Origin of the sequence: Streptomyces sp. NBC_00726 (genome assembly GCF_045161735.1) — a bacterium.
Classification (GTDB): domain Bacteria; phylum Actinomycetota; class Actinomycetes; order Streptomycetales; family Streptomycetaceae; genus Streptomyces.
The window spans coordinates 3,203,194-3,222,727 of sequence record NZ_CP108983.1 but is presented as its reverse complement, the minus strand read 5'-3'; the positions used below and the strand labels follow the sequence as shown (position 1 = coordinate 3,222,727).

Below are 19,534 nucleotides of genomic sequence, written 5' to 3'. Positions count from 1 at the left end.
GCGGGGAGCGGGTGTGTCGGGGTGCTGGGTGGCGGGCGGTCCACGCGGGCCCGGCTGTTGGCCGGGTGCCTGCTGCGGTGACCGCGTGTCCGGGGTGGGGGCCCGGGGCCATACGCTGGGCGGGTGACCCACGAAGCCGCCGGGGTGCCGGTCTCCCGGAACGACGATGACCCGCAGGACGACGCACGGCCGGACGCCGGCCGGCCGGATGACGCCGTACGGGATACCGGCCGCGGGGACGCGGCGGGGGCCGGGGGCGGGGCCGGTGAGGCCGGGGGCGGTTCGGCGGGTACCGGTGAGGCCGAGACCGGCGCGGCCGAGGGCGGGGCGCCGGAGCGGCCCGAGGCGCGGCTTGCTCAGGCGGTGCGGGTGGCCGAGCAGGCGCTGATCGAGTTCGAGATCGCGGTGGAGACGTTCCGGGTCGAGGTGGAGAACTTCTCCCGGCTGCACCATCAGCGGCTGGGCCCGATGTACGCGCGGCTGGACGAGCTCGACGCGCAGATCGCCGAGGCGCGGGCGGCGAAGACCGGTGACCCCGAGGACCTGCGCAAGGCCGAGGAGGCGCGGTCGGTCGTGATGCCCATGGCGGGCGTGGACGAGCTGTTCCACAACTGGATGGACTCCGAGGGCCTGTCCCCCGAGGCGTCGGCCATGCTGACCGAGCAGACGGTGCGCCCGCCCAAGCGGGTCCGGCCCACCGACGAGGCCCGCAAGCTGTACCGCGACCTGGTCCGCAAGGCGCACCCGGACCTGGCCCAGGACGAGGCGGAGCGGGCCAGGCGGGACGAGTTCATCGCGCGCGTCAACGCCGCCTACGGCCGCGGGGACGAGGCCCAGCTCAACGAACTGGCCGAGGAGTGGGCGGCGGGACCGGCCGCGCCGCGGCAGGAGCTGAGCGAGGCCGACGAGCTCTACGCCCGGCTGGACTGGCTGACCCAGCGCAAGGAACTGCTGACCGAGTGGGCCCAGGAGCTGGAGGAGAGCGCGATCGGCGCCATGCTGCGGATGGCCCCGGACGACCCGGACCAGCTGCTGGAGGAGATCGCCGAACAGCTGCTGGGCGAGGTCTCGCAGCGGGAGGCGGAGCTCGCGGCTCTGGTGCAGTAGCGTTTTCGGCGGCCCGAGCGCACTGATTCGGTGACCCCGAGCGCACTGACGAGAGAAGGCATGCCCATGAATTTCGGCCCGCTTCCCACGGTCGACGTCGCGTCCGTCCCGACGGACGGCCTCGTGCTGGACGTCCGGGAAAACGACGAGTGGGCGGCCGGACACGTCGAGGGCGCCCTGCACATCCCCATGAGCGACTTCGTGGGCCGCTTCGGTGAGCTGACCGAGGCGGTGGAGGACGGCCGGCGCGTGCACGTGATGTGCCGGGTCGGCGGCCGGTCCGCCCAGGTCACCCAGTACCTGGTGCAGCAGGGCATCGACGCCGTCAACATCGACGGCGGCATGCTCGCCTGGGACGGCGCGGGCCGCCCCATGGTCACCGACAACGGCACCCCGGCCTTCGTCGTCTGACGCGACCAGCCCGACCCGCGACCCGCGCCCCGGTCCTCCGGCACCGGCGGCGTCAGCGGTCGAAGTCGAGCTCCACCTCCTCGGTGACCGGATGGGACTGGCAGGCCAGCACATAGCCCGCGTCCGTCTCCTCCGGCTCCAGGGCGTAGTTGCGGTCCATCCGCACCTCGCCGGAGACCAGGAACGCCCGGCAGGTGCCGCAGACGCCGCCCTTGCACGCGTACGGGGCGTCCGAGCGGCTGCGCAGCACCGTTTCCAGCAGCGACTCGCCGCCTTCCACCGGCCAGGTGCCGGAGCGGCCGTCGAGCGTCGCCGTCAGGACGCCGCCGACCGGCGTCTCGACCCGGGGCCCGGCGGGCGCGGCGGGGGTGCCCTCGACGTGGAAGATCTCCTGGTGAATGCGGGAGCGGTCCACGCCCAGCCCGTGCAGCGCGACCTCGGCGGCCCGGACCAGGCCCAGCGGCCCGCACAGGAACCAGCCGTCGATCTCCGCCACCGGCAGCAGCGCCGGCAGCAGTCCGGAGAGCCGTTCGCCGTCCAGCCGGCCCGAGGGCAGACCGGCCTGCTGCTCCTCCCGGGACAGAGCGGTGACCAGCTGGAACCGGTCCGGGTAGCGGTCCTTCAGGTCGGCGACCTCGTCCAGGAACATCGTCGATGCGGCCGTCCGGTCGCTGCGGACCAGGCAGAACGTGGCGTTCGGCTCCCGGGCGAGCAGGGTGGCCGCCATGGACAGCACCGGGGTGATGCCGCTTCCGCCGACGATCGCCGCGAACTGCCCGGCGCGGGGGGTCAGGACGAAGCGTCCCATCGGGGGCATCGCCTCGATCGTGTCCCCGACCAGCAGCTCCTTGAGCGCGTACGTGGAGAACGCGCCGCCGTCCACGAGGCGGATGCCCACCCGCAGCGCCGGACCGGCCGAGGGTTCGGGGGCCGGTGCGCAGATCGAGTACGAGCGGCGGACCTCCTCGCCGCCCACGGTGTAGCGGACATTGAGATGCTGGCCGGGCTTGTGCCGGAAGGTCTCGTGCAGGCCGGGCGGGACGGCGAGGGTGACGGCCACCGAATCGTCCGTGAGCCGCTCGATCCCGCTGACCCGGAGCGGATGGAACATCTACAACTCCTTGAAGTGGTCGAACGGCTCCTGGCAGGCCACGCAGCGCCGGAGCGCCTTGCACGCCGTGGAGGAGAACCGGCTCAGCAGCTGCGTCTCGGTGGAGCCGCAGTGCGGGCAGCGCACGGACAGGGTCAGCGGCACCGGACCGCCGGACGCGGTGTCGTGCGGCCGGGGCGGGGCTATGCCGAACTCCGCCAGCTTCCGGCGCCCTTCGGTGCTGATGTCGTCCGTCGACCAGGCGGGCGACAGGACCGTCTCCACGGCCACCTCGGCCACACCGTGGTCGTGCAGCACGCGCTCGATGTCCGCCGACATCGCCTCGATCGCCGGGCAGCCGGTGTACGTCGGGGTGAGCCTGACCGTGACATGGTCCGGGGCGTGCACCTCCACACCCCGGACCACCCCCAGGTCCTCCAGCGTCAGCACGGGCAGCTCCGGGTCCGGGACGGAGCCCGCGAGGCTCAGCAGCTCCTCCTCGACGGAGGTCCAGGTCACCATGACGCCCCCGGGTGACTGCGGTGCAGGTGCTGCATCTCGGCGAGCATCCGGCCGAAGGACTCCGTGTGGATGCCCTGCCGGCCCGCGCCCGCCGTCCAGGCGCCGGACCGCGGGCCCGTCGGCACGGTCAGGGTGGCCCGGCCGAGGACGTCGGTGACGGCCTCCAGCCAGCGACTGTGCAGCGCCTGCCGGTCGACGTCGACGCCCTCGACCGGCTGGAACAGCTCGCCGGTGAAGCGCCACAGCGCGTCCACCGCCCGCTGCATCCGCTCATGGCTCTCGTCCGTCCCGTCACCGAGGCGCAGCGTCCACTGCTCGGCGTGGTCCCGGTGGTAGGCGACCTCCTTGACCGCCTTGGCCGCGATCCCCGCGAACGGACCGTCGCCGGCGGCCAGCTGCTCGTACAGGCCCTGCTGGTGGACCGAGAAGTAGAGCTGCCGGGCGATGGTGTGGGCGAAGTCGCCGTTCGGCTGCTCGACCAGCTGGAGGTTGCGGAAGGCGCGTTCCTCGCGGAGGTAGGCGAGTTCGTCCTCGTCGCCGGCGAGGGAGAGCAGCAGGCGGGCCTGGCCCAGCAGGTCGAGGGCGATGTTGGCGAGGGCGACCTCCTCCTCCAGCACCGGTGCGTGGCCGGCCCACTCCCCCAGCCGGTGTGACAGCACCAGCGCGTCGTCGCCCAGGGCGAGGGCCGCGGTCACAGGTGCTTCACCCCGTCCGGGATCTCGTAGAACGTGGGGTGCCGGTAGGGCTTGTCACCGGCCGGCTCGAAGAACGAGCCCTTCTCGTCCGGCGACGACGCGGTGATCTGGGAGGAGGGCACGACCCACAGCGAGACCCCCTCGGACCGGCGGGTGTAGAGGTCGCGCGCGTTGCGCAGGGCCATTTCGGCGTCCGGCGCGTGGAGGCTGCCGGCGTGGGTGTGGGAGAGCCCGCGCCGCGAGCGGACGAACACCTCCCAAAGCGGCCAGTCCGTCGAGCTGCTCATGCTGTCGCCTTTCCGTTCCGTACGGCCGGGTCCGCGCCGGGCGTGTGCTTGTGGGCGTATGCGGCGGCGGCTTCGCGGACCCAGGCGCCTTCCTCGTGTGCGCGGCGGCGCTGGGTGAGGCGCTGCTCATTGCACGGGCCGTTTCCCTTCAGGACCTCCTGGAACTCGGTCCAGTCGATCGCGCCGAAGTCGTGCTTGCCGCGCTCCTCGTTCCACCGGATGTCCGGGTCGGGGAGGGTCAGGCCGAGCGCCTCGGCCTGGGGGACGCAGATGTCCACGAACCGCTGCCGCAGCTCGTCGTTGGAATGCCGCTTGATCTTCCACGCCATCGACTGCGCCGAGTGGGCCGAGGAGTCGTCCGGCGGGCCGAACATCATCAGGGAGGGCCACCACCAGCGGTTCACCGCGTCCTGGGCCATCTCGTGCTGCGCGGGGGTGCCGTTGCTCAGCGCGAGGAGCAGTTCGTAACCCTGGCGCTGGTGGAACGACTCCTCCTTGCAGACGCGGACCATCGCGCGGGCGTACGGGCCGTAGGAGCAGCGGCAGAGGGGCACCTGGTTGGTGATCGCGGCGCCGTCCACGAGCCAGCCGATGGCGCCCACGTCCGCCCAGGTCAGCGTCGGGTAGTTGAAGATCGAGGAATAGCGCTGGCGGCCCGCGTGGAGCTTGTCGAGCAGTTCCTCGCGGCCGGTGCCCAGGGTCTCGGCCGCGCTGTACAGATACAGGCCGTGACCGGCCTCGTCCTGCACCTTGGCCATGAGGATCGCCTTGCGGCGCAGCGAGGGGGCGCGGGTGATCCAGTTGGCCTCCGGCTGCATGCCGATGATCTCGGAGTGGGCGTGCTGGGCCATCTGCCTGACCAGCGAGGCGCGGTACGCGTCGGGCATCCAGTCGCGCGGCTCGATGCGCTCGTCGGCGGCCACCGCCGCGTCGAAGGCGGCCTGGAGGGCCGCGTCGGGCCCCGCTTCGCCGTCTGCTGCCGTCTGCGCTGTCTGGCCCGCAGTCACTGCCGCCATCCCGGACTCCCTACCGACCGATCGTTCGGTTCAATGTCTTCAATGGTGAGTCCGGGGCCCGTAGGGTGTCAACCCTGTGGATAACCGACGCGATCGGGGCGGGATGGATTCGGACGACGACAGGGTCGCCGGCGGCGAGGGCGGACCCGATATCGCCGTCGAGGCGGCGCCCGCGGCGGTCGGCGGAATGGCCGGGCTCTCGTTTCCGTACCAGATCGTCGCCGCCGTGGCGCTCGCCGCCCTGGGGGTGCTCGCCTGCATGCATCTGGCCATGGTCTTCCTGCACGTCGCGCCCTCGAACACGCTCACCAAGCAGCACGGCGCGGCGGTGGACGAGTGGGTGTACCCCGAGTTCGAACAGAACTGGAAGCTCTTCGCGCCCAACCCGCTGCAACAGAACGTGGCCGTTCAGGTGCGCACCGAGATAGCCGGCGCCGATGGCCCCCGCACCACGGCCTGGCGGGACCTCTCCGCCGAGGACGGCCGGGCGATACGCGGCAATCTGCTGCCCAGCCACGTCCAGCAGAACGAACTCCGCCGGGCCTGGGACTTCTACGTCGGATCGCACGACGACAAGAACCGGGCCAACGGCCTGCGCGGCACCCTGTCCGAGAAGTACGTCCGCCGCCTCGTGATGCTGCGCCTCGGCGGCCGTGACGACGGCGGGACCGTCCTGAGGATTCAGGTCAGGTCCGAGACACGCTCCGTCGCGGCGCCCGACTGGAGCGACGAGAAGATCAGCACCGGCCCGTCCTACCGGGTCCTGCCCTGGTGGACGGTCACCGCCGACGACCGGTCCGAGGAGGCGGGACAGTGAGCACCCCGCACCCGGGCCGCGGCCTCGCCGGCTCCATCCAGCGCATCACGGCCTCGGCCCTCGGCCCGTACCAGAGCGCCGTCATCCGCATCGGCTTCGCGGGTACCTTCCTGCTGTTCCTGCTCCGCGAGCTGCCCCACCGGCATGAGATGTACGGCCCCGACGCGCCCTGGCGCTGGGACCTGGCGCGGCAGCTGATATCCGGGAACCAGGCGTTCACGACCCTCATGTGGTCGGACAGCAGCCTCTGGTTCGAGATCGTCTACGCGCTGGCGCTGGTCTCGTCCCTCCTGCTGATGCTCGGCTGGCACACCCGCGCCGTCTCCGTGGTCTTCATGGCGGGCGTCCTCTCGCTTCAGAACCGCAGCATCTTCATGGGCGACGGCGGCGACAACGTCATCCATCTGATGGCCGTCTACCTGGTGCTGACCCGCTGCGGGCAGGTCTGGTCGCTGGACGCCGCACGAGTGCGGCGCCGCGCGTCCACGGAGTACGCCGGCCAGGGGGCCGGTGGGCGACGGGTGCCCGGGGAGCCGGCCGGGATCGTGCTGTGGGCAGTGCTCGGCGCCGTCCTGGTGGGGGCCTCGGTGGCGGGCGGTCTGGGCGGGACCGTGTGGCTGCCGCTCCTCCTGTGGTGCCTGTGGCTCGGCCAGGGCGCTTGGTGGGCCGTGAACCGGTACGCGCCGCGCAACGAGCTCCGCACCCTGCTCGACGTCATCGCCAACCTCGCCCACAACGCCACCCTCGTCGTGATCATGGCGGAGGTCTGCCTGGTCTACGCGACAGCCGGCTGGTACAAGATCCAGGGCTCGCGCTGGCAGGACGGCACCGCGCTGTACTACCCGCTCAAGCTGGAGTACTTCACGCCGTGGCCCGCCCTGTCGGGCCTTCTGGCGTCCAGCGGCGTCATGGTCATGGTGCTGTCGTACGCCACGGTCATCGTGCAGGTGGCCTTCCCGTTCACCCTCTTCAACCGGCGCGTGAAGAACTTCCTGCTCGGCGCGATGATCTGCGAGCACGCGGGGATCGCGGTCCTGCTGGGGCTGCCGTTCTTCTCGATGGCCATGATCACCGCGGACGCCGTCTTCCTGCCGACCGCCTTCCTGGTGTGGCTCGGCGCGCGGGTGACCGCCGGGCGCGAGCGGGTGTTCCGGCGGCGGGGACGGGTGCCGGTGCCGCGCGCCACCGTCGGCGGCCCGGAGGCACCTGAGCCCGACGGCGACGGGAGCCATACCCTCGTCGGGTGAGCAGTGAGACCGGCAGCACCGGTGAGACCAACGGCAGCGGCGCGCCCGTGGGCGATGAGCCCGCGCAGTACGACGAGGGGTTCGGGACGGAGGTCGGTGTCGGACCGCATCCGCTGCCCTGGCCCGAGGGCGAGCGGTACGACCCCGAGCTGCTGGCCGGGGGAGACCGGCGCAACGTGGGCGACCAGTACCGGTACTGGACCCGTGAGGCGATCGTCGCCGACCTCGATCTGCGCCGCCACGATTTTCATGTGGCCGTGGAGAACTGGGGCCACGACTTCAACATCGGGTCCGTGGTGCGGACCGCGAACGCGTTCCTGGCCAAGGAGGTGCACATCGTCGGGCGGCGGCGCTGGAACCGGCGCGGGGCGATGGTCACCGACCGCTACCAGCATGTCCGGCACCACCCCGACACCGCGAGCCTGACCGCCTGGGCGGCGGCCGAGGGGCTGCCGATCGTCGGGATCGACAACCTGCCGGGTGCGGTGCCGCTGGAGCGGACGGTGCTGCCTCGGCGGTGTGTCCTCCTGTTCGGGCAGGAGGGGCCCGGGTTGACGGAGGAGGCTCGGCGGTGTGCGGAGGTGGTGTGCTCCATCGCGCAGTTCGGGTCTACGCGGTCGATCAACGCGGGGGCGGCCGCCGCCATCGCTATGCATGCCTGGGTGGGGCGGTATGCGGTGATTCCCGGGTGAGGTGGGTGCGGGGCGGGGTGGGGCGTGCGCCTGCGGCGGGCCTCTTCCCCTCCCCGCCCCTTCCCGAAACCGGGGCTCCGCCCCGGACCCCGCGCCTCAAACGCCGGCGAGGCTGGGATTCACGCGGGCGAGGCTGGGGGCAGGCCCGCGAGGATGGGATTCGGGATTCGTGCGGGCCTACTTCTGGCGGCGGACCTCGATCGTGCGGAAGCGGTTCGCTACGAAGGCTCCGTCGCAGAGAGCCGCGTTGGCCGCCGGGTTGCCGCCTGAGCCGTGGTAGTCGGAGAACGCCGCCGTCTGGTTGACGTACACGCCGCCGGTGAGGTTCAGGGAGAGCTGGGCGGACTCGTCCAGGCAGACGTCCTCCACCGCGCGCTCCACCTCCGGGGACGTGGTGTACGCGCCGACCGTCATCGCGCCCTTCTCGCGGATCGTACGGCGGAGCAGCTCCAGGGCGTCCGTCGTCGAGTCGACCGCGACCGCGAAGGTGACCGGGCCGAAGCACTCGGAGAGGTAGGGGGCCTCGCCGTCCGGCTTGGCGGCGTCGAGCTTGACGATCACGGGGGTGCGGACGGTGGCGTCCGGGAAGTCCGGGTTGGTCACCTCGCGGGACGGGAGAGCGACCTCGCCCAGCTGGGCCGCCGATTCCAGGCGGGCCTTCACATCCGGGTTGACCAGGGCGCCCAGCAGGCCGTTCGCCCTGGCGTCGTCGCCCAGGAGGCCGGTGACGGCGGCGGCGATGTCGCCGACCACGTCGTCGTACGACTTGTCGCCCGCGTCCGTGGTGATGCCGGAGCGGGGGATGAGCACGTTCTGCGGGGTGGTGCACATCTGGCCGCTGTACAGGGAGAACGAGAACGCCAGGTTGGCGAGCATGCCGCGGTAGTCGTCCGTGGAGTCCACGACCACCGTGTTGACGCCGGCCTTCTCCGTGTAGACCTGGGCCTGGCGGGCGTTGGCCTCCAGCCAGTCGCCGAACTCCGTGGAGCCCGTGTAGTCGATGATCTTGATCTCGGGGCGGACCGCCAGCGTCTTGGCGATGCCCTCGCCCGGGCGCTCGGCGGCCAGCGCGACGAGATCGGGGGCGAAGCCGGCCTCCGCAAGCACCTCGCGCGCCAGCTGGACCGTGAGGGCCAGCGGAAGCACCGCGCGGGGGTGGGGCTTGACCAGGACCGGGTTGCCCGTGGCGAGGGAGGCGAAGAGGCCCGGGTAGCCGTTCCAGGTGGGGAAGGTGTTGCAGCCGATCAGCAGCGAGATGCCGCGGCCCGCCGGGGTGAACGTCTTGTGCAGCGCGAGCGGGTCGCGCTTGCCCTGCGGCTTGGACCAGTCCGCCGTCCGGGGCGCGCGCAGCTGCTCATCGTAGGCGTAGGCGACGGCTTCGAGGCCGCGGTCCTGGGCGTGCGGGCCGCCGGCCTGGAACGCCATCATGAACGCCTGGCCGCTGGTGTGCATCACGGCGTGGGCGAACTCATGGGTGCGGGCGCTGATCCGAGCCAGGATCTCCAGACAGACCAGGGACCTGGTCTCGGGGCCCGCCTCGCGCCAGGCCGGCATGCCCGCGCGCATCGCCGGAAGCAGCACGTCGAGGTCCGCGTGCGGGTATTCGACGCCGAGCTCGGGGCCGTACGGAGAGACCTCCCCGCCCGTCCAGCCGTCGGTACCCGGCTGCCCGAGGTCGAGGCGGCCTCGCAGCACGGCGTCGAAGGCGGCCTTGCCCTCGGCGGCGCCGAGGCTGCCCGGAGCGCCGCCCTCTCCGTAAGCCTTCGGGTGCTCGGGGTGCGGGGACCAGTAATCACGTGTGCGGATCGCTTCGAGGGCCCGGTCCAGCGTGGGGCGGTGCTTCTCGGACAGCAGGTGCGGGGAGAGCTCGGCGGCCATGAAGGACCAACTCCTCATCGAGCTGGGCAGGGACGGGCGGACAGAGTTAGAGTAACCGAACGATCGGTCGGGACAAGGGGGCCCACGAAACCTGTGGACAACTCGTAGGGGAGGATCGCGGACATGACCACGGCCAAGCGGGACACGTACACACCGGAGACTCTGCTGACCGTCGCAGTCCGTGTGTTCAACGAGCGAGGCTACGACGGCACGTCCATGGAGCACCTGTCCAAGGCGGCCGGAATCTCCAAATCGTCCATCTACCACCATGTCGCGGGCAAGGAGGAGCTGCTGCGCCGGGCGGTCAGCCGGGCCCTGGACGGGCTGTTCGGGATTCTTGACGAGTCGGGGGCGACGCGGGGCCGCGCGATCGAGCGGGTCGAGTACGTCACTCGCCGTACCGTCGAGGTGCTGATATCCGAACTCCCCTACGTCACGCTGCTGCTGCGGGTGCGGGGCAACACGAAGACCGAGCGCTGGGCTCTGGAGCGGCGGCGCGAGTTCGACCAGCGGGTCGCCGAGCTGCTGAAGGCGGCCGTCGCGGACGGCGATCTCCGCTCTGACGTGGACATACGGCTCGCGACGCGGCTGCTGTTCGGGATGGTCAACTCGCTCGTGGAGTGGTATCGGCCGCTGCCCGACGGCGGCGCGGACGGGGACCGCCTCGCCGACACGGTGGTGCGGCTCGCCTTCGACGGCATGAAGGCCGGTCCGGACCGCCGTTGACTACCGCATAGGCCCAGACCAATATCGCGCCCATGACCGCTGCGCTCCGGGTGCCCGGACTCCTCTGTGCCGCTGCCGCGCTGTTCGTCACTGCCTCGCTGGCCGGTTGTTCGTCGGACGGCGGGGACGGCAGGGGTGACGGCGACGGCGGTGGCGTATCGGCCGGGAAGCCGGACGATTTCGGCTGTCTGACGCCGGAGGAGGCCGCGCGGGCGTCGATCACCTTCCCGGTCGGGGACGGCTCCGAAACCGGTGCGTACGCGCCGCGCGGCGGCTCCGGCGCCGGGATCGTGCTCGCGCACCAGTCCGACGGAACGGCCTGCCAGTGGAAGGACAAGGCCGACGAGCTGAGCAAGGCCGGCTACCGGGTGCTCGCGGTCAACTCGAACGGTCAGGAGGTCGCCGAGGTCATCGGCGCCGCCGCCTATCTGCGGGACAAGGGCGCCAAGAAGCTCCTGCTGATGGGCGCCTCCAAGGGCGGCACCGCGGTGCTCGCCGCGGCGCCCCGGCTGGAACCGCGGCCCGACGCGGTCGTCGCGCTCTCCGCCCCGACGCGGTACGCCGGTATGAACGCCCTGCGGGCCGTGCCCGAACTGACCTCGCCCGTGCTGTACATGGTCGCCGATCTGGACGGCGACTTCGGCTCCGGAGTGCGGGAGATGAACGAGAAGAGCACGAAATCGCCGGACCACGAGCTGGTCTACGTGCAGGACGAGAGCGCGCACGGGGTGGCGCTGCTCCACGACGACGCGCGCTGGGCCAAGGTGCGTGGCTTCCTCGCGAAATATGGGTCCTGACCTGCCCGTATCCGCTCAGGCGAGCTCCGTGGGGCGGTCCGGTCCCGGGTTCAGGTCCGTTTCCTCGAACACCAGCAGCGTGCGCGTGGAGAGCACTTCCGGAATGGCCTGAATGCGGGTCAGCACCAGCTCGCGCAGCGTCCGGTTGTCCGGTGTGTGCACCAGCAGCAGTACATCGAAGTCGCCGCTGACCAGCGCGATATGGGTGGCTCCCGGCAGTGCCTGGAGCTGTTCCCGGACGGTCCGCCAGGAGTTCTGGACGATCTTGAGCGTGATGTACGCGGAGGCGCCCTGCCCCGCCCGCTCGTGGTTCACCCGTGCGCCGAAGCCCCGGATCACGCCGTCCTCGATGAGCCGGTTGATCCGGGCGTACGCGTTCGCGCGCGATACGTGGACACGGTCGGCCACCGACCGTATCGAGGCGCGTCCGTCCGTCTGGAGCAGTCGCAGGATGGCGTGGTCGATGGAGTCGAGCGGGCGTGCCGGTGGAATCCGGCCCGGCCCGTCGGCCCCGTCGGCCATTTGTTCAGCTGGCATGTTCCCGCGCCTCTCCGTCCTGGACGACCTGCCCCTATCCCAGGCTGTGGAAAACCGTTTGTCCACAGGCTGGCGGTGCCTGTAGCCAAAATGCGCTCGCGACCGAACAATCGGTAGGTGAGGCGCGCCACACCTGTGCCTCACGCTGTTTTCGATATATCACCATATGTCGACACCCCTCGATGCTCGGAGGTGCCTGTCATGACGGTCCAAGAGCTGCCCGGTGCGGCCGCCTACCGGCCCACGCCGCCCCCGGCCTGGAAGCCGCTGACCGATCCCGCGCCGCTGCTCCCGGACCCGGAGCCGTACCGGGTCCTCGGTACGGACGCGGTGGCCGACGCCGACCCCGAGCTGCTGCGGCGGCTCTACGCGGAGCTGGTGCGCGGGCGGCGGTACAACGCGCAGGCGACGGCCCTGACGAAGCAGGGCCGGCTGGCCGTCTACCCGTCGAGCACGGGCCAGGAGGCGTGCGAGATCGCGGCCGCCCTGGTCCTGGAGGAGCGGGACTGGCTCTTCCCCAGCTACCGCGACACGCTCGCGGCGGTGGCCCGGGGCCTTGACCCGGTCGAGGCGCTGACGCTGCTGCGAGGTGACCGGCACACCGGCTACGACCCGCGTACGCACCGCATCGCCCCGCTCTGCACCCCGCTCGCCACCCAGTTGCCGCATGCCGTGGGCCTGGCTCACGCGGCGCGGCTGAAGGGCGACGACGTGGTCGCGCTGGCGATGGTCGGAGACGGCGGCACCAGCGAGGGCGATTTCCACGAGGCGCTGAATTTCGCGGCGGTCTGGAAGGCCCCGGTGGTCTTCCTCGTGCAGAACAACGGCTTCGCCATCTCCGTACCGCTGGCCAAGCAGACGGCGGCGCCGTCCCTGGCCCACAAGGCCGTGGGGTACGGCATGCCCGGCCGGCTGGTCGACGGAAACGACGCGGCCGCGGTGCATCAGGTGCTCTCCGAGGCGGTCGCCCGGGCCAGGAGCGGTGGCGGTCCGACCCTGGTCGAGGCGGTCACGTACCGCATGGACGCCCATACGAACGCCGATGACGCGACCCGCTACCGCGGCGACAGCGAGGTCGAGGCGTGGCGGGACCACGATCCCGTCCAGCTCATGGAGCGCGAGCTGACCGGGCGCGGCCTGCTCGACGACGCGGGGGTGGAAGAGGCGCGGGCGGCCGCCGAGCGGATGGCGGCGGCGCTCCGGGACCGGATGAACGCGGACCCGGTGCTCGATCCGATGGACCTCTTCACCCATGTGTACGCGGAGCAGACGACGCAGCTGCGGGAGCAGGCGGCCCGGCTGCGCCAGGAGCTGGCCGCGGAGAACGACCAGCACGGCACGGAAGACGGGGGAACGGCGCGATGACCACGGCAGCGGTGACGGCCGGGGAGCGGACGGCGAAGGCCAAGCCCGCCACCATGGCGCAGGCACTGGGGCGCGCGCTGCGCGACTCGATGGCCGAGGACCCCACGGTGCATGTCCTCGGGGAGGACGTCGGGACGCTCGGCGGGGTCTTCCGGATCACCGACGGCCTGGCGAAGGAGTTCGGCGACGAGCGCTGCACGGACACCCCGCTCGCTGAGGCGGGCATCCTCGGGGCCGCGGTCGGCATGGCGATGTACGGGCTGCGGCCCGTGGTCGAGATGCAGTTCGACGCGTTCGCTTACCCGGCGTTCGAGCAGCTCATCAGCCATGTCGCCAAGATGCGGAACCGGACCGGGGGCGCGATGCCGCTCCCGATCACCGTGCGGGTGCCGTACGGCGGCGGCATCGGGGGCGTCGAGCACCACAGCGACTCCTCGGAGGCGTACTACATGGCGACCCCCGGTCTCCATGTCGTCACCCCGGCCACGGTCGAGGACGCGTACGGGCTGCTGCGGGCCTCGATCGCCTCGGACGACCCCGTGGTCTTCCTGGAGCCGAAGCGGCTGTACTGGTCGAAGGCCGGCTGGTCGCCGGAGCACCCCACCGCCGTGGAGCCCATCGGCCGCGCCGTCGTGCGCCGCCCCGGCCGCAGCGCGACGCTGATCACCTACGGTCCGTCCCTGCCGGTCTGCATGGAGGCCGCGCAGGCTGCGGTCGAAGAGGGCTGGGACCTCGAAGTGGTCGACCTGCGCTCGCTGGTGCCGTTCGACGACGAGACCGTCGCCGCCTCCGTCCGCCGCACCGGGCGCGCGGTCGTGGTCCACGAGTCCACCGGCTTCGGCGGGCCCGGCGGCGAGATCGCGGCCCGGATCACCGAGCAGTGCTTCCACCACCTGGAGGCGCCGGTGCTGCGGGTCGCCGGTTTCGACATTCCGTATCCGCCGCCGATGCAGGAGCGGCACCACCTGCCCGGTGTGGACCGGGTCCTCGACGCCGTCGCGCGGCTCCAGTGGGAGGCGGACAACTGATGGCCCAGGTTCTTGAGTTCAGACTTCCGGATCTCGGCGAGGGGCTGACCGAGGCGGAGGTTGTGCGCTGGCTGGTGGAGGTCGGGGACGTCGTCGCCATCGACCAGCCGGTGGTCGAGGTCGAGACGGCCAAGGCGATGGTGGAGGTGCCCTGCCCGTACGGGGGTGTGGTGACCGCCCGCTTCGGCGACGAGGGCGCCGAGCTTCCGGTGGGGGCGCCGCTGCTGACGGTGGCCGTCGGATCGCCCGTGGAATCCGCCGGGGGCGGAGTGGACGAGGATTCCGGTACGGAGGATTCCGGGTCCGGGAACGTGCTCGTGGGGTACGGGACCGGGGCGCCGCCGGTGCGGCGCCGGCGGGTCCGGCCGGAGGGGCTGAAGGCGGCGGCCGCCGCCGTGCCCGCGGCGCCCGTTGAGGCCGCGGGCACGGCCCTGGCGCGGGCCCGGGTTCAGGCGCCGGCCCCGGCACTGTCCCCGGCCCCTGGCCCGGGCCAGGTTCAGGCATCAGCCCCGGCCCCTGTCACCGATGCCGCGTTCGGGCCGGTCGCTGTTGTGTCGCCGCTGGTTCGTAGGCTCGCGCGGCAGCATGATCTGGATCTGCGCCGGCTTGCCGGGTCGGGGCCCGATGGGCTGATCCTGCGCGCCGACGTCGAGTCCGCGATCCGGTCGGCCGCCGAGGCGCCCGTTCCGGAGCCCGCCGCTGCCGCCTCCCCCGCCGGTGAGCGGGTCGCGCTGCGCGGGGTACGGGGAGCGGTCGCCGACAAGCTGGCGCGCAGCCGGCGGGAGATCCCCGACGCCACCTGCTGGGTCGACGCCGATGCGACCGAGCTGATGGCCGCGCGCGCCGCGATGAACGGCGCCTCCGGGGCCGGGGCGGCCAAGGTGTCGGTGCTCGCCCTACTCGCCCGTATCTGCACGGCGGCCCTGGCCCGCTACCCGGAGCTGAACTCCACGGTGGACCAGGAGGCGCGCGAGATCGTCCGGCTGCCGCAGGTCCACCTCGGGTTCGCGGCGCAGACCGACCGGGGCCTGGTCGTCCCCGTCGTGCGGGACGCCCACACCCGCACCACGGAGTCGATCGGCGCCGAGATCGCCCGGCTGACCGAGGCGGCCAGAACGGGCAGGCTGACACCGGCCGACCTGACCGGCGGCACGTTCACGCTCAACAACTACGGGGTCTTCGGGGTCGACGGCTCGACGCCGATCATCAACCACCCCGAGGCCGCGATGCTGGGCGTCGGCCGGATCGTCCCCAAGCCGTGGGTGTACGAGGGCCGGCTCGCCGTGCGTCAGGTCGTCCAGCTCTCCCTGACCTTCGATCACCGGGTCTGCGACGGCGGCACCGCCGGTGGCTTCCTGCGGTACGTGGCGGACTGCGTGGAGCAGCCGGCCCTGCTGCTCCGGAGCGTGTAGGAGGTCTTCTGGCGTGCGGGCTTGTCCCACCGGGAACCGGTCGGCCTACCAGGGGTCCGGCCGGGCCCGCATACTCGGGCCATGACCGCGTACGACGCCATTGTTCTCGCCGGAGGGGCCGCCAAACGGCTGGGCGGTGCCGACAAGCCGGCCGTGCGGGTGGGCGGCCGTCCGCTCCTCGACCGGGTCCTCGCCGCCTGCCCCGACGCCGGGACCACCGTGGTGGTGGGGGACCGGCGGCCCACCGCGCGGGTGGTGACCTGGGCGCGCGAAGCCCCGGCCGGCGGCGGCCCGTTGGCCGCGCTGGGCGCCGGGGTGCGGCACACCTCGGCGGAGCGGGTGCTCGTGCTCTCCGCCGACCTGCCGTTCCTGGGCGCCGATACGGTGGCGGCCCTGCTGACCGCCTCGGAGCGGGGCGGCGCCGAGGGTGCCCTGTGCTCCGACGAGGGCGGGCGCGACCAGCCGCTCGTCGCCGTCTACCGGGGCGAACCGCTCCGGCGCGAACTGGCCTGCCTCGCCGCCGAGCACGGGGGCCTGGGCGGGCTGCCGCTGAGGCTGCTCACCCAGGAGCTGACGCTGTGCCGGGTGACGGCGGACCCTCTCGCCTCGTTCGACTGCGACACCTGGGAGGACATCGCTTCGGCCCGGGCCCGGATCAGAGAACATGGGTCCGTGCTGGACGAATGGATCACCGCAGTCAAGGAAGAACTCGGCATCGACCTCGACGTCGACACCGGCCTCCTGCTCGACCTCGCCCGTGACGCCGCCCATGGCGTCGCCCGGCCCGCCGCGCCCCTGACGACCTTCCTCGTCGGATACGCGGCGGCGAAGGCGAGCGGCGACGGCGGAGGGCCCGAGGCCGTGGCGGAGGCCGCCCGCAAGGCGGCCGCGCTCGCGCTCCGGTGGGCGGACGAGAACGAGACACCGTGACGGGGGCCGGGGGGCCCGTGAAGCCGGAAGGCTGCGGCGGCAACGCGGCTTCCGCGGACGGGCATCGCGCCGAGGGCGGCCCTCGCGCCGCAGCCGGGGCGCGCGCCGTCGCCGAGGCGGAGGCGCGGGCCGACGAGGAGCGGGCCGTCGCCCAGGTCCTGGCCCTCGTGAACGGGCGGTCGCCCCGCGACGCGGAGTCCGCGCCCCCGCCCGAGCCCGTCTTCACCGCCCCGCCGAGCGGCCGGCACTCCCCCTCGCCGTCCGACTGGCTCACCAGCCTCCACAACGACTGGGCGGACGCCCCGGCCCCCGGTGAGCGCGGCGCCCATCCCGCCGCACCGAAGACCGCTGGCCCCGGAGCCGGCCCCGCCGGCCGCATCGACCCGTCAGAAGGCCACGGCCACGACGCGCCCGCCGCGCAGGCGGGCGACGCCCCCCGTCGCCCCGGTGCGCCGGACGGCCGCACCGCCGCGTCGTCGGAGCCCGGGCCCGGTGGCGGACCGCTGAGCGGCGCCGGCCGTACGGGCCGGCCGGGAAGTCGCGGTTCCGACGCATCGTTCTCCCAGCCCGGCGCCTCCCCCGCCGGGGACCAGCCCGGCCCCCGGTCCCGCGCTCACCGGCACGCGGCGGTCTCCTGGTCCGTGGCCCGGGGCATCGCCGCCCGGGTCGGACGGCGCGGTGTCGTGCGTACCGAGTGGCTCGGGCTCGGCAGGGTGCTGGGGCGGGTCCTGGGGGAGGAGCTGGTGGCGCTCACCGATCTGCCGTCCTTCGATACCTCGGCCATGGACGGGTGGGCCGTCGCCGGGCCCGGGCCCTGGCACATCCAGGACGGCGGTGGCATCCTCGCCGGGCACGGCGCGCCCGCCCCGCTGCCCGACGGGGAGGCCGTGCGGATCGCCACCGGCGCCCGTATCCCCGCCGATGTCACCGCCGTCATCCGCAGCGAGCACGCCCAGGCCGACGAGGCCAAGGGGGTGCTGTACGCGCAGCGGTCCGTGAGCCAGGGGCAGGACATCCGGCCGCGCGGCCAGGAGTGCCGGTCCGGGGAGAGCCTGCTTCCCGCCGGCACGGTCGTCACGCCCGCCGTCCTCGGACTCGCCGCGGCCGCCGGGTACGACGAGCTGCCCGTCCGCGCCCGGCCGCGCGTCGACGTCCTGGTGCTCGGCGACGAACTGCTCACCGCCGGGCTGCCGCACGACGGGCTGATCCGCGATGCGCTGGGCCCCATGATCGGGCCCTGGGTGCACGCGCTGGGCGCCGAGGTCACACCACCGCAGCGCATCGGCGACGACGCGGAGGCCCTGCGGAAGGCGGTCACCGGCTCCGGGGCCGACCTGATCATCACGACCGGTGGCACCGCCGCCGGGCCCGTCGACCATGTCCACCGCGTCCTCGACCTGATCGGGGCCGAGCTGCTGGTCGACGGGGTCGCCGTGCGTCCCGGCCATCCGATGCTGCTGGCCCGGCTCCCCGACGACGGGCCCTGGCTCGTCGGGCTACCCGGCAACCCCCTGGCCGCCGCCTCCGGACTGCTCACCCTGGCCGGGCCGGTCCTCGCCGGACTGGCCGGCCGCACCCCCGATGATCCCTACCGGGCGGCCGTGCGCGACGATGTGCACGGGCATCCGTGCGACACCCGGCTGGTGCCCGTCGTCCACCGGGCGGCCGGAGAACCCGGTAACGCGGGCGGGGCGGAGCATGTCGTACCCCTGCACTACAACGGCCCCGCCATGCTGCGCGGGATCGCCGCCGCGGACGGGTTGGCCGTCGTGGAGCCGGGCGGGGTACGGTCCGGCACCGAGGTGGAGATCCTCGATCTACCGTGGGCCACGGCGATGCCGTGGACTGAAGGGTGTTTCACGTGAAACTTCCCGGCCAAGACGCGATGGCCAGGCGGGCGGACGAACAGGTCGTCCCCACCCGTGTGATGCTTCCGCGCCGGGTCGTGGACGGGCCGGCGCGCCAGGTCGCCAAGCGGCTGATGATGGCTCTGATGGTGCTGGCCATCACCGTGTTCATCGTCTGGATCGACCGGGTCGGCTACCACGACGCGGCCGATGGCAAGGTCGACCTGCTGGACTCGGTGTACTACGCGACGGTCACCCTCTCCACCACGGGATACGGCGACATCACCCCGTACAGCGACGGCGCCCGTCTCATCAATGTGGTGCTCGTGACACCGCTGCGCGTGCTCTTCCTCATCATCCTGGTCGGTACCACCCTTGAGGTCCTCACGGAGCGGACCCGGGAGGACTTCCGGCTGAAGCGTTGGAGAACCAACTTGCGTGACCACACTGTCGTCGTCGGGTTCGGCACGAAGGGCCGATCGGCCATCCAGACCCTGTGCGCCACCGGGCTGAGCAAGGAACAGATCGTCATCGTGGACCCGCAGTCCAAGGTGATCGAGATCGCCACTGCCGAGGGCTTCACCGGTGTCATCGGGGACGCCACGCGCAGCGATGTGCTGCTGCGGGCCGAGCTCCAGAAGGCCCGTCAGGTCATCATCGCCACCCAGCGCGACGACACCGCGGTGCTGGTCGCGCTGACCGCCCGCCAGCTCAACCGGGGCGCGAAGATCGTGGCCGCGGTCCGCGAGGAGGAGAACGCCCCGCTGCTGCGGCAGTCCGGTGCGGATGCCGTCATCACCAGCGCCAGTGCGGCGGGCCGGCTGCTCGGCCTCTCCGTGCTCAGCCCCAGCGCGGGCACGGTCATGGAAGACCTCATCCAGCAGGGCAGCGGCCTCGACCTGGTCGAACGTCCGGTCATAAAGAGCGAGGTCGGCAAGAGCGTGCGGGAGACCGACGACCTCGTCGTCAACGTGCTGCGGGGCCATCGGCTCCTCGGTTACGACGACCCGGCGGCGAGCCCCTTGCAGCTGACGGACCGCCTGATCACCATCGTCCGCGCCTCGAACGAGCCGCCCAGCTACCCGCCGCACCAGGGCATCCCGCGTTCCTGAGACCGCCCCGCCCACGGA

Annotated in this window: 20 protein-coding genes; 13 read left to right on the top strand and 7 right to left on the bottom strand. The window is 72.5% G+C overall.

From position 1 onward, the window contains the following. Window positions 1-123: 123 nt before the first annotated feature. Both OG338_RS14335 and OG338_RS14330 read left to right on the top strand, forming a co-directional pair. Entirely contained in the window at window positions 124-1,107 is a 984-nt protein-coding gene (locus tag OG338_RS14335; RefSeq protein WP_405937712.1) for a hypothetical protein, read from the top strand. A 66-nt stretch (window positions 1,108-1,173) separates the two neighbouring features. Continuing rightward, complete coding sequence (locus OG338_RS14330; RefSeq protein WP_405940421.1) at window positions 1,174-1,518, top strand: rhodanese-like domain-containing protein; 345 nt, start codon at window positions 1,174-1,176, stop codon at window positions 1,516-1,518. Between the two features lie 52 nt (window positions 1,519-1,570). Here OG338_RS14330 and OG338_RS14325 read toward each other — a convergent pair whose 3' ends face one another. Genes OG338_RS14325 through paaA form a run of 5 tightly spaced genes read right to left on the bottom strand, consistent with a single transcriptional unit; the run spans window position 1,571 to window position 5,128 of the window. Next, a complete protein-coding gene (locus tag OG338_RS14325) occupies window positions 1,571-2,629 on the bottom strand; it encodes a 2Fe-2S iron-sulfur cluster-binding protein (protein ID WP_405937711.1) in 1,059 nt (352 codons plus the stop codon). Then, entirely contained in the window at window positions 2,630-3,130 is a 501-nt protein-coding gene (paaD, locus tag OG338_RS14320) for a 1,2-phenylacetyl-CoA epoxidase subunit PaaD (protein WP_405937710.1), read from the bottom strand. Continuing rightward, a complete protein-coding gene (gene paaC / locus OG338_RS14315; RefSeq protein WP_405937709.1) occupies window positions 3,124-3,825 on the bottom strand; it encodes a 1,2-phenylacetyl-CoA epoxidase subunit PaaC in 702 nt (233 codons plus the stop codon). The genes paaD and paaC overlap by 7 nt, the downstream gene beginning before the upstream one ends. Further along, entirely contained in the window at window positions 3,822-4,112 is a 291-nt protein-coding gene (paaB, locus tag OG338_RS14310) for a 1,2-phenylacetyl-CoA epoxidase subunit PaaB (protein WP_405937708.1), read from the bottom strand. The genes paaC and paaB overlap by 4 nt, the downstream gene beginning before the upstream one ends. Continuing rightward, window positions 4,109-5,128 (bottom strand): 1,2-phenylacetyl-CoA epoxidase subunit PaaA, encoded by a 1,020-nt coding sequence (paaA, locus tag OG338_RS14305; protein ID WP_405937707.1) that lies wholly within the window; start codon window positions 5,126-5,128, stop codon window positions 4,109-4,111. Before paaA ends, paaB begins: the two co-directional genes overlap by 4 nt. A gap of 103 nt (window positions 5,129-5,231) precedes the next feature. Between paaA and OG338_RS14300 the strand changes: the two genes are divergently transcribed. From OG338_RS14300 to OG338_RS14290, 3 genes are read left to right on the top strand one after another with little or no spacing between them, the layout of a single operon-like run. Next, window positions 5,232-5,945 carry a DUF5819 family protein gene (locus tag OG338_RS14300; protein WP_405937706.1) on the top strand — a complete coding sequence of 238 codons (714 nt, stop codon included), beginning with the start codon at window positions 5,232-5,234 and terminating at the stop codon, window positions 5,943-5,945. Then, a complete protein-coding gene (locus tag OG338_RS14295; protein ID WP_405937705.1) occupies window positions 5,942-7,192 on the top strand; it encodes an HTTM domain-containing protein in 1,251 nt (416 codons plus the stop codon). Before OG338_RS14300 ends, OG338_RS14295 begins: the two co-directional genes overlap by 4 nt. Further along, window positions 7,189-7,884, top strand: coding sequence for a TrmH family RNA methyltransferase (locus OG338_RS14290; protein ID WP_405937704.1), 696 nt, complete (start codon window positions 7,189-7,191; stop codon window positions 7,882-7,884). Before OG338_RS14295 ends, OG338_RS14290 begins: the two co-directional genes overlap by 4 nt. 177 nt (window positions 7,885-8,061) lie before the next feature. On the opposite strand, the gene paaN is transcribed toward OG338_RS14290, so the two are convergent. Then, window positions 8,062-9,762, bottom strand: a complete 1,701-nt coding sequence (gene paaN, locus OG338_RS14285; RefSeq protein WP_405937703.1) for a phenylacetic acid degradation protein PaaN — start codon at window positions 9,760-9,762, stop codon at window positions 8,062-8,064. Between the two features lie 123 nt (window positions 9,763-9,885). On the opposite strand from paaN, the gene OG338_RS14280 reads away from it, so the two are divergent. Together OG338_RS14280 and OG338_RS14275 are read left to right on the top strand one after the other, a co-directional pair. Continuing rightward, window positions 9,886-10,488: a TetR/AcrR family transcriptional regulator gene (locus OG338_RS14280; protein ID WP_405937702.1), complete on the top strand. Its 603-nt coding sequence runs from the start codon at window positions 9,886-9,888 to the stop codon at window positions 10,486-10,488. Between the two features lie 32 nt (window positions 10,489-10,520). Further along, entirely contained in the window at window positions 10,521-11,285 is a 765-nt protein-coding gene (locus tag OG338_RS14275) for an alpha/beta hydrolase family protein (protein WP_405937701.1), read from the top strand. Between the two features lie 15 nt (window positions 11,286-11,300). On the opposite strand, the gene OG338_RS14270 is transcribed toward OG338_RS14275, so the two are convergent. Next, window positions 11,301-11,807 (bottom strand): Lrp/AsnC family transcriptional regulator, encoded by a 507-nt coding sequence (locus tag OG338_RS14270; RefSeq protein WP_405940420.1) that lies wholly within the window; start codon window positions 11,805-11,807, stop codon window positions 11,301-11,303. Window positions 11,808-12,023: 216 nt separating this feature from the next. Here OG338_RS14270 and pdhA point away from each other — a divergent pair, with 216 nt between their 5' ends. The 6 genes from pdhA to OG338_RS14240 all read left to right on the top strand — a co-directional run bounded on the left by pdhA (window position 12,024) and on the right by OG338_RS14240 (window position 19,516). Beyond that, window positions 12,024-13,187, top strand: coding sequence for a pyruvate dehydrogenase (acetyl-transferring) E1 component subunit alpha (gene pdhA / locus OG338_RS14265; RefSeq protein ID WP_405937700.1), 1,164 nt, complete (start codon window positions 12,024-12,026; stop codon window positions 13,185-13,187). Next, a complete protein-coding gene (locus OG338_RS14260) occupies window positions 13,184-14,215 on the top strand; it encodes an alpha-ketoacid dehydrogenase subunit beta (RefSeq protein WP_405937699.1) in 1,032 nt (343 codons plus the stop codon). Before pdhA ends, OG338_RS14260 begins: the two co-directional genes overlap by 4 nt. Further along, a complete protein-coding gene (locus OG338_RS14255) occupies window positions 14,215-15,627 on the top strand; it encodes a dihydrolipoamide acetyltransferase family protein (RefSeq protein ID WP_405937698.1) in 1,413 nt (470 codons plus the stop codon). Before OG338_RS14260 ends, OG338_RS14255 begins: the two co-directional genes overlap by 1 nt. Window positions 15,628-15,708: 81 nt before the next feature. Next, window positions 15,709-16,557, top strand: coding sequence for an NTP transferase domain-containing protein (locus tag OG338_RS14250; protein ID WP_405937697.1), 849 nt, complete (start codon window positions 15,709-15,711; stop codon window positions 16,555-16,557). Window positions 16,558-16,574: 17 nt separating this feature from the next. Continuing rightward, window positions 16,575-18,422: a molybdopterin-binding protein gene (locus tag OG338_RS14245; RefSeq protein WP_405937696.1), complete on the top strand. Its 1,848-nt coding sequence runs from the start codon at window positions 16,575-16,577 to the stop codon at window positions 18,420-18,422. A 20-nt stretch (window positions 18,423-18,442) separates the two neighbouring features. Further along, entirely contained in the window at window positions 18,443-19,516 is a 1,074-nt protein-coding gene (locus OG338_RS14240) for a TrkA family potassium uptake protein (RefSeq protein ID WP_018101946.1), read from the top strand. The last annotated feature ends 18 nt before the right edge of the window (window positions 19,517-19,534 follow it).

Coding starts and splice junctions, on each gene's coding strand:
- OG338_RS14240 (WP_018101946.1), top strand. CDS start 18,443: ATGGCCAGGCGGGCGGACGAACAGGTCGTCCCCACCCGTGTGATGCTT.
- OG338_RS14250 (WP_405937697.1), top strand. CDS start 15,709: ATGACCGCGTACGACGCCATTGTTCTCGCCGGAGGGGCCGCCAAACGG.
- OG338_RS14330 (WP_405940421.1), top strand. CDS start 1,174: ATGAATTTCGGCCCGCTTCCCACGGTCGACGTCGCGTCCGTCCCGACG.
- paaD (WP_405937710.1), bottom strand. CDS start 3,130: ATGGTGACCTGGACCTCCGTCGAGGAGGAGCTGCTGAGCCTCGCGGGC.
- paaN (WP_405937703.1), bottom strand. CDS start 9,762: ATGGCCGCCGAGCTCTCCCCGCACCTGCTGTCCGAGAAGCACCGCCCC.
- OG338_RS14300 (WP_405937706.1), top strand. CDS start 5,232: ATGGATTCGGACGACGACAGGGTCGCCGGCGGCGAGGGCGGACCCGAT.
- OG338_RS14275 (WP_405937701.1), top strand. CDS start 10,521: ATGACCGCTGCGCTCCGGGTGCCCGGACTCCTCTGTGCCGCTGCCGCG.
- OG338_RS14255 (WP_405937698.1), top strand. CDS start 14,215: ATGGCCCAGGTTCTTGAGTTCAGACTTCCGGATCTCGGCGAGGGGCTG.
- pdhA (WP_405937700.1), top strand. CDS start 12,024: ATGACGGTCCAAGAGCTGCCCGGTGCGGCCGCCTACCGGCCCACGCCG.
- OG338_RS14325 (WP_405937711.1), bottom strand. CDS start 2,629: ATGTTCCATCCGCTCCGGGTCAGCGGGATCGAGCGGCTCACGGACGAT.
- paaA (WP_405937707.1), bottom strand. CDS start 5,128: ATGGCGGCAGTGACTGCGGGCCAGACAGCGCAGACGGCAGCAGACGGC.
- OG338_RS14280 (WP_405937702.1), top strand. CDS start 9,886: ATGACCACGGCCAAGCGGGACACGTACACACCGGAGACTCTGCTGACC.
- OG338_RS14260 (WP_405937699.1), top strand. CDS start 13,184: ATGACCACGGCAGCGGTGACGGCCGGGGAGCGGACGGCGAAGGCCAAG.
- paaB (WP_405937708.1), bottom strand. CDS start 4,112: ATGAGCAGCTCGACGGACTGGCCGCTTTGGGAGGTGTTCGTCCGCTCG.
- OG338_RS14270 (WP_405940420.1), bottom strand. CDS start 11,807: ATGGCCGACGGGGCCGACGGGCCGGGCCGGATTCCACCGGCACGCCCG.